Source organism: Streptomyces sp. HSW2009 (assembly GCF_040240285.1).
Lineage (GTDB): Bacteria > Actinomycetota > Actinomycetes > Streptomycetales > Streptomycetaceae > Streptomyces.
On the sequence record NZ_JBEHZD010000263.1, the window covers coordinates 1 to 10650 of the forward strand.

The 10650-nt window shown below is 73.4% G+C and carries 6 protein-coding genes and 1 pseudogene; 2 read left to right on the forward strand and 5 right to left on the reverse strand.

Features of this window, described 5'->3' with window-relative positions:
* Nucleotides 1–1958: LuxR C-terminal-related transcriptional regulator (locus tag AAHZ94_RS19585; RefSeq protein WP_349994268.1), on the forward strand; the 1958-nt coding region annotated here is incomplete at its 5' end.
* Nucleotides 1959–2799: 841 nt separating this feature from the next.
* On the opposite strand, the gene AAHZ94_RS19590 is transcribed toward AAHZ94_RS19585, so the two are convergent.
* From AAHZ94_RS19590 to AAHZ94_RS19605, 4 genes are all read right to left on the reverse strand, one after another.
* On the reverse strand, nt 2800–3030 hold the full coding sequence (locus AAHZ94_RS19590) for a DUF5133 domain-containing protein (protein WP_349994269.1): 231 nt from the start codon (nt 3028–3030) through the stop codon (nt 2800–2802).
* 396 nt (nt 3031–3426) lie between these two features.
* Nucleotides 3427–4212, reverse strand: a complete 786-nt coding sequence (locus tag AAHZ94_RS19595) for a class I SAM-dependent methyltransferase (RefSeq protein ID WP_349994270.1) — start codon at nt 4210–4212, stop codon at nt 3427–3429.
* A 572-nt stretch (nt 4213–4784) separates the two neighbouring features.
* Nucleotides 4785–5012 carry a hypothetical protein gene (locus AAHZ94_RS19600; RefSeq protein ID WP_349994271.1) on the reverse strand — a complete coding sequence of 76 codons (228 nt, stop codon included), beginning with the start codon at nt 5010–5012 and terminating at the stop codon, nt 4785–4787.
* Between the two features lie 241 nt (nt 5013–5253).
* Nucleotides 5254–7284, reverse strand: coding sequence for an ATP-binding protein (locus tag AAHZ94_RS19605; protein WP_349994272.1), 2031 nt, complete (start codon nt 7282–7284; stop codon nt 5254–5256).
* 1067 nt (nt 7285–8351) lie between these two features.
* On the opposite strand from AAHZ94_RS19605, the gene AAHZ94_RS19610 reads away from it, so the two are divergent.
* Complete coding sequence (locus tag AAHZ94_RS19610) at nt 8352–9641, forward strand: MFS transporter (protein WP_349994273.1); 1290 nt, start codon at nt 8352–8354, stop codon at nt 9639–9641.
* Between the two features lie 31 nt (nt 9642–9672).
* On the opposite strand, the pseudogene AAHZ94_RS19615 reads toward AAHZ94_RS19610, so the two are convergent.
* Nucleotides 9673–10096, reverse strand: a pseudogene (locus AAHZ94_RS19615) (transposase); the annotation flags it as partial.
* Nucleotides 10097–10650: the final 554 nt, after the last annotated feature.

Genomic DNA, 10650 nt, shown 5'->3' on the forward strand with positions numbered 1-10650 from the left:
CCGCCCCCCCGCCCCCCCCCCCCCCCCCGCCCCCCCCCCCCGCCGGGCCCGCCCCCGGGCCGGCGGGGGGGGGGGCCGTGGGGCGCGCGGGCGCGGCCGAGCAGGCGCGGCGGCGCGGCTTCGCGGACGACGCCGCCGCGCTGGCCAGGCTCGCCGCCCTGCGGACCCCGGCCAGTACACCGGAGTTGCGCTGCGAGCGGCTGCTGAGCGGGGCGTCCCACGCGTACGCCGCAGCCGACTACGAGCTCTGCCGCGAACTGGCCGAACGGGCCACCGACCGGGCCCCGGACCCGGCTCAACACGTGCGCGCGTGCGTGTTGATCATCAATGCGGCCAACCAGGCGATGCACGACCTGGACGAGGTGTTCGCCGCGGCGTTCGCGCACGCGGGCGACGACCCCGGCGCCCGGGCCAGGCTGCACTACCTGCGCGGCGTCAAGGCCCACATCAGCGCCGGTGACACCCCGCTGGCCTGGGCGGAAGCGGCCCGCGCCGCGGCGCTCGCGCAGCGCGCCGGGGACCGTACGACGGAGCTGATGGCGCTCTCGCTCCAGGCGTTCACCGGCACCCTCCAGGGCCGCGGCGACGCCCGCGACGTGCTGGCGCGGGCGCTGGCCAGGCCGCAGGACGCGGGCCCGACCGGCGGGCACAACGGGCCGCGCGCCATCAAGGCCAGGATCGACTTCTTCGCGGACCGGCTCACCGACGCCGGCGCCGAGATCGACCGTCTCCTGCGCCGCGCCAGACGGTCTGAAGACGTGGAGGAGATGCTGTTCCTGGTGGGTTCGGCGGTGGACGTCGACGTGCGCGCCGGGCGCTGCGGCCGGGCCCTGCACGCCGCGCACGAGGCGCTCGGCCTGGCCCGCGCGCTCGGCGCGATCATCGGCCAGGTCTGCTACTCGGCCGCGGTCGCCGAGGCCGCCGGCGGCGACCTGGAGCGGGCCGAGGCGCTGGCCCGGGAGTGCGTACGGGTCGCGCGGGACGAACGGGACATGGTGTACCTGCCGTTGGCGCTGTGTGTGCTGGGGCAGATCCAGTTGCGGACCCGGGCGCCGGTCGCTGCCGTCGAGTGCCTGACACAGGCCCGTACGATCGCCCACCGCCGCTCGATCGTGGACCCGGCGGCCGTGCCCTGGGCCGCCGACCTGGCGGAGGCGCTGGTCGCGGTGGGCGACCACGAGCGGGCCGGCGCGGTGGTGCGCGAGGTGCGGGCGGCGGCCGGCCGACTCGGCCGGGCTGGCGTGGACCTGTCGCTGCTGCGCGCGGAGGCGTTGTTACGGGCCGAATCGGCGGACCTGGCCGGGGCCGCGGACCGGTTGCGGGAGGCCGCCGACGGCCACCGGGCGCTGGGGCTGCCCCTTGAGCGCGGCCGTGACCTGCTGGTACTGGGCGCGGTGGAGCGCCGGCGGCGACACGAGTCGGCGGCGCTCGCCGCGTGGCGGGAGGCGGCGGGCGTCTTCCGGGCCGCGGACGCCAGGCCCTGGTTCGACCAGGCGCAGGCCGCACTCCACCGGGTGGGCTGCGGCCGGGGCACGGCCGCCGGTGTGGCGGGCACTCCGCGGGGGCGGGGGCCTGACGCGGCCGAAGTGGTGGGTGGGCAGGGGGAGTTCGCGGTGGGTGCGGGTGCGGGTGCGGGCATGGGCATGGGCATGGGTGTGGGTGTGGGTGCGGGCGTAGGTGTGGATATGGGTGTGGGTGTGGGTGCCGGCGTCCCGGCCGCGCTGCCCGCCGGCCGCCGCCGGGCGCTGACCCCGGCCGAACACCGGGTCGCGGAGCTCGTCGCCGGCGGCGCCACCAACCGCGAGATCGCCGGCAACCTCTTCCTCTCCGCCAAAACGGTCGAAGCCACCCTCACCCGCGTCTACCGCAAGCTGGGCATCCGCTCCCGCGCCGACCTCATCCGCCTCCACCACGCGGGGGACCGGCGGGCGGGGGACGGGGTGGGTGGGGTGGGCTGAGGGGGCGGCCGGGGCTGTGGGGTGGCCGGCGCTGCCGGGGCGGTTGCCGCTGCCGGGGCGGCTGGGGCCGGCTGGGCCGGGTGGTATCGCTCGCCAAGTCCGGCTATTCCCATACGAATTGAGGCTGGGCTGTAGGTCGCCCGTGCGGCAGGGGTGATGCGCGGACGTGGCGGGGCCGGGCCGTTGGCGCGGCGGGGTGATCCGTAGGCGCGGCGAGGCGGGCCGCCCGACCGCCGGGGCCCCCGACCGCTGGGCCCCCCGACCGCTGGGCCCCCCGACGGCTGGGGCCCCCGACCGCTGGGGCCGCCCGATAGCCGGGCCACCCGCCGGCCGGGGCAAGCGCTTCCACCGCGGGGGCCGAGGGGGGTACGGGGAAACCCCCTGCATTCCCGTCGGGGGGTTCCGGGGCGCGGGGTGACGGGCCCAGCCTTGCCACCAGCCGGCGGATGAGGCCGCACCCACCTCGTCCGACGGGGGCCCCCCCCCCCCCCCCCCAGCCCGGCCCCCGCCCCCCCCCCCCCCCCCCCCCGCGACCAGTTCGGGGTAGGTGGCTCCCAGGTCGTTCCCGCGGCGCGACAGCAGGCGCACCGGCTGCGCGGCGTCAGGTTCACACACGGCGAGCACCCGCACCCCGTCGAGCTTGCGCTCGAAGACCCACCCGTCGTCGAACGCCCGCCGATCGCTGGGTTGGGCGAGCATCGGGTGTGCCGCAAGCTCCACACCCGGCGGCGCCACCGTGAGCAGCGCCCGGTGTGCGGCGGGCAACCCTGCCAACAGCTCACTCATCACAGGGACCGCCCCGTAGCGAAGGGGCGGCGAGCGGCACCCCGCGCGGCCCGGCTCACGCGGGCAACGCCGGCCCGTCGCCCTCCCGCCCGACCCGGCCCAACTGGCGCCGCGCCGCCTGCAACGCCGCCTCGATCTCCCGGGTGCCGGTGGTCACGCACAGCGTGTACACCACGTCATCCATGCGGCGCCGCTCCTGCGCATCGCCGTGCGTCGTGCACCGTCTGTGCTGCGCCTCGTAACGGGCGATGAGTTCACGCAACACCGAGGGGTGAGCCATCAGCATCGTGGGTGTCCTTTCGCCACACGCGCCGCCTGCGGCGTTGGGGGCGGCCCTGGTCGCTGACTGTTTCGGCCATGATGCCCGCGGCCGGCCCGCCCCGCACGGTGGGTGGGGCGTCCGGGGACGGGGCGGGGGCTCCCGCGCACTAACCGACGCCGATGCGCCGTGGTCGCCTCCGGCGGGGTGGACGGGTGGGTGTCTGACATCGCGGCGCCCGTCCACCGCGCCGTAGCCGTCTCCGAGGGGCGTTACGGAAGCGTTCTGAGCCTCGCGCGGGCCTCTCTTTCAGCGGACCGCGGCACCCGATGGGCAACAGCACCGACCACGCCAGTCACAGGAGCAGGACAGTACGATTCGCCGCTACATCATCTGGCGGAACGAGCACGTCCGGGACGGCGTCTACGCGCGGTTGTGAACAGAGCGAACGTCGCCTGAGCCGGCCGCACCGCGGCGGAACAAGGCGGTCCATAGGAAAGTCGCACCGAACAGTGCTGACTCAGGGGGCTCCTCCCGCATCCGGCGCAGTTCCACCTCCACCAGGTCGGAGAAGATCCAGCGCAGCGATTCGGGGGTGTAGGCGAGGCCACCCTGCAACTCGCGTTCGCGGTAGAGGTCCGCATCCGTGAGTTCCGACCCCATTCCCCCCTCGCCGGCGGCGAAGCTGGTGAGGGCGAGGTGGCCGCCAGGAGCGAGAACCCGGTCGAGGAGGGCGAGGTAGCTGACCCGGCGGTGCGGCGGCAGGTGGTGGAAGCACCCTGAGTCGACGATCAAGTCGTACGGGCCGCTCAACTCGGCAGTGGGAAGCGCGAAAGCGCCGCCGCACCGGAAGCGGACGTCGGCACCAGCCTCCTGGGCCCGCTCCTCGCCCCAGGCGACGGCCACCGAGGAGAGGTCGACGGCATCCACCTGGAAGCCGCGCGCCGCGAGGTAGAGCGCGTTGCGGCCGGGGCCGCATCCCAGGTCCAGGGCCCGGCCAGGAGCGATCAGGCCCTGGTCAAGATAGGCGGCCAGGTTCTCGTCCGGCTTCGACACGAAGAACGGGACCGGCCTTGACCGGTCGGCATAGAAGCGGTCCCAGAAGTCCCTGCCGTCGCTCGTTGCCAAGCTGCCGGTTTCGGATTCAGATGCGAAGAACCTGTCCAAGAGCGCGAGAACGTCCTCGACGGTGCGTATGGTCCGGTCCATCCGGCCCCCCTTTCGACTGACGTCGATCCTAGGAACGAGGATGGTAAAGAGCCAGGTCAGACGGCATGTAGCGATGGTTGGAGCGGGCTGCTACGAGCTCCGGAAGCCACCGGCGAACAACCCACTCCAGACCCCGCCTCCGCGTCCGCCCAGCCTGTCGTCTGAGGCCGGAAGGGGGCCATCCTCGGCTACCGCATGGAGACTATTTCGACGAGTGTTCCAGCAGCGCCACAGGGCGAGCGTTGTCTGATGCGGTCCTAGAGGCCGTCCGCCAGTGCCCGGCATGTACCCGGGTTCACCGACGGCCGTGGCCTCATGGACGGCCACTGAGCCAAACGGCCGACGCCGCACCGACAGGGACGGCCTCGTACGGCAAGGCGGGCCCGCCTCATCCGGCGCCCACCCGCGGCAGCGGGCGGACGCCGGACGGAGGCGGTGGGTGTGCCCGCCCGGCCACGGTCGGCTGCCGCTCCGGTTGCCCCTCGTGCGTCCGCCGCGCCGGCCCGTCCGGCGCTGGACGGGCGCCGGGGTCAGACAGGCGCCGGGGTCGGGCCGGCGTGGCGGGCCACTGCCTAATCCGGTGGTTCGTCCACGTCGGGGTCGCCTGTCGGCCGTCGGCCCATGGGCGTGTCCGTGGCCGGTGGGGGCCGCCCCTGCGCGTCGGTGTCCGCCTCGGGTACGTCGACGGTGGGCGGCAGGTCGGGCGTCAGCGGCGCCTCGTCCGTCCCCTCCGCCTCCTCCGGTCGCGATCGTTCCGCCTCCTCGGTCGCCGCGGGGGGCCGCGGCTCTTCTTCACGCATGTCGGCCGGGTGCCCAGCGACCGCGCCCTGACGCATTCCGGCCCCAGGTCACTCGTCGTGCGCCCACCGTGACCCGACCCGGCCCCGGGCCGCCCGCGGGCCGAGGCCGACACCACCCGGGGCCGGGCGCGCACGACCACCGGCCCGCGCGGTGCCCCGAGGCGGGCGTCATCACGGCGGCGCCGACGGCAGTTGCGTGGGGAACGCGAGCCACGGCGCGGCCCCCACACACCCCCTTCGCTCAGCCCTCCGGCGCGAGCGTGGCCGCCAGCGCGGTCTGCACGTCCGCACTGGCGCCGCGCCGGAACGCCTCCTCGTACTGCACGTCGCCGGCCGCGGCCCGCGCCGCGCGCTCGAACTCCTCGCTCACCGCCCGCACTTCCGGGGTGCCGCGCTCCGCGTCGCCGACGGTGCGCCAGTAGGCCCGGCCGAGCCCGTAGAGCTGGGCGGCGCGCACCCCGTCGCCCTGGGCCGCGGTGGAGGCCGCCAGCAGGTCGAGACCGAGCGCGATGCCGAAGCTGTCGCCCATCTGCTGTTTGCCCGACAGCATGGCCCGGGCGTGCTCCGCCGCCTCCCGCGGACGGTCCGACAGCAGGGCTATCAGGGCGAGTTGATGCTCCACGTACGCACGTGTCCAGTACTCGCCGATCTCCGCGCAGCCGCGCCGCAGCCGCAACGCCTCCGTGCGGGCCTCACCGAGCTGACCGAGCGCGGTGAGCGCGTACACGTGCGCGAGGTGGCAGCGGAGCCGGGAGGCGGAGTCGAAGGGTTGGCCCGGGATGCTGGTCAGTGCGTGCCGGGTGAGCAGCCTGGCCAGCAGCGGTTCCCCGCGCAGCAGCGAGTTGAGGCCGGCGAGGTAGGCCGCGGCGAGTTGCGCCTCGTCGTCCTCGCTGGCCTGGGCCGCGTAGGCGCACTGGTCGCTGAGTTCCTTCGCCGTCAGGTACTCGCCCTGGAGGGTGAGGGTGACTCCCAGCGCCCACAGCCCGCGGGTGCGCTCGGGGCTCGGCGCCGGGCACGACTCCAGTGCGCGTTCCAGATAGTCGCGCGCCTCACGCAGATGGCCGCAGCAACTCCAGAAGTAGCCCACGAGACCGGCCAGCTCCAACGCCCGTACGGGGGCGGTGACCAGCAGGTGCTCCAGCGCGGCGCACAGGTCCAAAAGCGCGTCGGAGATCCGGGCGTACCACCTGACCTGGTCGGTGCTGAGCCAACCCGCGTCGGCGCTGCGCGCCAGGCCGATGAAGTACTCGGCGTGCCGATCGGCCAGCATCGTGCACTCGCCCGCCGCGCCGAGCCAGCCGTGCCCGTACTCGCGCACGGTGTCCAGCAGCCGGTAGCCATCGCCGTCCCGGCCCACCACGGACTTGGTGAGCAGCCCGCTGAGCGCGGTGCGCACTGCGGCCACGGGAAGTTGAGCGTCCGCGCAGACCGTCTGCGCCTCGGCCAGGTCGAAGGCGCCGCGGAAGACGGCGAGCCGCGCCCACAACAGCCGCTCGTCCGCAGTGCACAGCGCATGGCTCCAACCGAGGGCGGTACGCATCGCCTGGTGCCGCGGCGGCCACACCCGATCGGGGTGTTCGAGCACGTCGAGCCGGGAGCCGAGCCGCGCGCAGACGCCCTCAAGCGACTGGCGCCCGGCCTGGGCCGCGGCCAGTTCCAGCGCGAGCGGGATGCCCTCAAGGCGCCGGCACAGCGCGCGGGCCGCCGCCGACTGCCCCTCGACCCTGCTGGCCGCCGGGCCCGGCAGCGCCGCCTTCAGCCGCTGTGTGAACAGGGCCAGCGCGTCCGGCCCTTCAGCGGGCAGCGGCAGCACCTCGACCACCCGCTCCCTGGGCAGCTCAAGCGGCTGCCTGCTGGTCGCGAGCAGGGTCAACCCGGGCGCGGTCATCAACAGATCGCCCACCAGGTGCCGGCAGGACTCGACCAGGTGCTCACAGGAGTCGAGCACCAGCAGCAGGCGCTTGTCGGCGAGCCATTCGCACAGGTCCTCCACCGGTATGCCCGGGGTGTGGTCCGAAAGGTCCACCGCGTCGGAGACCGTAGCGAGCAGCAGCCGGTCACCGTCCAGCGGCGACAGGTCGGCCCACCACACCCCGTCGGGGTAGCGCGGCGCTGCGCGGGCAGCAGCTCGCAGCGCAAGTCGTGTCTTGCCCACGCCGCCGGTACCGGTCAGCGTGACCAGCCGGTCGACGCCGAGCGCGCCCGCCAACCTGGCCAGTTCAGCCTCGCGTCCTACGAAGCTGGTCGTCTCTTCGGGAATATGCCCCACCACGGGCACATTCTGTCCCACGGCGCGCCCGGGTCGGCAACCACGCGGACGGGCCTGCTGGAGCGCGGGAGACGCCCGGTGGCGTGCGCACGGGGCGGCGTGCCCCTTGGCCCGGGGCTATCTAGTCTTCCCCCGGTGGGGGCAAAGAACGACCCGTTTGCCGCACAGCGGCCGGCCTGGTCGAGTGGCCCACCGGACACCAGGACGAATGCGACCTCCGCTGCTTGGGCACCTCCTGACCACATTCTCCGCCGTCGGCTGCTGCTCGCCGCAGCCCACAACCGGAACGCGGTACGGGCCCCATTCCGGTCCTGATGACGAGTAACGGCAGGCTCCGGCCGTTAGCCCGGCCGCCGCGCCACCACCCCGCGCGGCGCGTACCGCCTACGCCTTGGGCGGTGGCATATGCCCTGGTCACCCTGGTGGGGGTGGAGCCCTGTTGACTGCCAGCAGAGTGTATGAAGCGGCAACTACCCTACTGGATCGCTGCCTTCGGGCGGGGCAGCGGCGCGGCTGAGGGCTGGTACGGGGCGGTGAGGGCGGCGAAGCGGAACCGTCGGCGTGTCGTCGGGTGTGGGCTCCGTCGTGCCCGCTGCTGATGCGGCGTCATGGTGCGGGCTCTGGGCCGGGGTGCGCCGGGGAGCAGTCGGAGGCGGGGGCGGGGGCTGCGCGCGCTGTGATCGGCCCCCGGAGCGGGGCGGGGTGATCCGGCGGTTGCTTCCGCCGGTTGCGGCCTCGGGTGCCGCACAACGGCAGTCGGGGTGCGCGGGTGGGGTGCCCCCGGCGCGTAGGAGTGCGTGGGCGGGGCGCGTATGCGGTGCGCTCCTTGTGCGGTGGCGCGTGCGCTGGTGGGGAGGGGCGGCGTGGGGTGGGGTGTGGGTGAGGGTGGGGGTTGGTGTCTTAGAACTCCTAACGAAGTGGACCTGATAGTTGTCCGGAGCGAGTAGAGATCCAGCGGTCTACAGCAGTTCCCCCGAGGCGGGCACCACGAGCGGGCCCGATGTCAGTGCCGTGTGGCACCGTCGGCGCCGTGATCACCGTCATCAGTCGAATCAATCGGGGGGTGCCCAATGGCGGCCAGTGATGAGGCGGCCGAGGAGACAGTGGAGGCCGGTGGCGTCCCGGCCCCCGAGGCGTGCGACGAGAGACAGGGCCAGGATCGGCTGCCTCGGGCGTACAAGCTGTGGCTCGTTGGCATCCTGGTGTCGCTCGTGGGCAATGCGGTCTTCTACTTCGCCCTCGGCTGGGCGGCCAGCGAGTACGGCGGGAGCATCGCGGGGCTGGCCCTGAGCGCGATCACGCTGCCCCGCGTCCTGCTCCTCCTCGTCGGAGGAGCGGTCAGCGACCGTGTCAGCGCACGCCGCGTGTTGATCATCGGTGACGCGGCGATGCTGATCTTCTCGCTCACTCTCGCGGCTTCCGCCTACTCCCTGGGGGCCCCGCCCCTGTTGCTCATCGCAACAGGCCTTGCGGTCGGTGTCGTCGACGCGTTCTATCTGCCGGCCTCGGGCTCCATGCCCCGCCGGTTGGTAGCCCAGGCCCAGTTGCCTCGCGCACTGTCCCTCAGACAGGTCGGCGGCCAGGTGATCAACATGGGAGGCGTTCCGCTGGCTGGCGTGCTGGTCGGCCTGGCCGGGTTCGCGGGTGCCGCTTTCGTCAACGCAGTCACCTTTGCCTTCACCCTGGTTGTCCTGACCGTCGTACGCCCCCAGCACGACGTGCCTCCGACCCCGAAGACGGACGGTCTTCTCAAGGAAGCCTTAAATGGGGTGAAAGTGGCCTTCTCGCATCCTGTGCTGCGTCCGGGACTCTGGCTCACCGGGGCAGCGGCCGGGTTCCTGCTGCCCGTGCTGTCCCTGCTGTTCCCCCTCCTCGCGCGCGAGGAGGGGTGGGGCGCGGGAGCCGTCGGGCTGGTGCTCGGAGCTCAGGGCGTGGGCATGGTTGCGGTCACCCTGGTGGTGGTGAAGCGCGGGCCGCTGGGGCCGCCTGGTCTGATGGCGGCGAGCGCGCTGGTCCTGGCGGGTGGGGGCGTCCTCGCGCTCGGTCTCTGTCCCAGCGCGACCATCGCCGTCGCCGCCGGCCTGGTCATCGGCGTCGGTAACGGGACCTTCTCCGCGCACATCGCACCGCTGGTTCTCGCATCCTCACCCGAGTCCCACTTGTCGCGGATCCAGGCGGTGCTGGTACTCGTGCAGAGCGTGGCTCTGTTGCTCATGAACAACGTGCTTGGTGCGCTTGTCGACCTTCAGGGCGCCACCGTCATCGTCGTCGCCTGTGCCGTCGTGCTCGTCGGCGTGGGGCTCACAGGTCTGGCCTCGGGCCCGCTCCGAAACGACCGAACGGGACTGAGGAGCCGCTGACTTCGACCGCCGGTGGAATGTGCTGCCGCAGCGAATTCAGGCGCCGCCAACAGATTCAGAGCGCAGCCGAGGATGAGGAACGCCTCGTGGATGTCATCGCGTATCTCCCAACGGATCCGAAGTCGGCGGAACCAGTGCAGGTGGGCGAACGCGCGCTCGACCACCCACCTTTGAGCCCCCAGGCCGGAACCATGCGCGGTGCCGCGGCGGGCGATCAGTGGCTTCACGCCGAGATCCGAGATGAGTCGGCGGTACTTGTCATGGTCGTAACCGCGGTTGCCGAGCACGATGTCCGGGCGGCGCCGGGGTCGACCGCGCTTGCCGCGCACGGGAGGCACGGCCTGGAGCAGTGAGATGAGCTGGGTGACGCCGTCGCGGTTGCCGCCGGTCAAGGTGGCGGCAAGGGGGATACCGGTGGCATCGGTGATCAGATGGTGCTTGCCCCCACACCGGCCTCACGCTCTACCAGACCCTCGACGCCCTCCAGGACATCCTGAGGTGCTGGACAGGCATCTGCACCACCTGCCAACAACCCCTGCCCACCAGACCGCACACGACATCAATACCGAGACAGACCTAACGGAGTCCTATTAGGGGGCGCGCGGCGGTGGACGGCAGGTCAAATCGCCTGTGGGGGTGGGTAGTTGGGGTTGTAGTGGGAAGTCGGTCGCTTGTGTGGGTGTGAGGGGAAGGGGATGGCGAGGTGGGTTGGTTGCGCGCTGGTTGTGTCGTGGGGGTGTGCGTGCGGGTGTTGCGGTGGCGGGGTGGGCGTCGGTGGTTGTGGTGGCGGGGTGGGTGCCGGGGGTTGTGGGGGAGTGGCGCGGTTGTGTGTGGGAGAGGAGTTGCGGCGGCGCCGGCTGCGGTACGCGCGGGGGCTCGGGGGGCCGCGGCCAGTGGCCGTGCGGCCCCCCGGGGGGCGGGGGGGGGGGCCCCCCGCCGCCTCCGGGGCCCGGACACCTCGTCGATACGGGCCGGGGGACGGCCGCGAGGTGGCCGCCGGGGCGCCGCG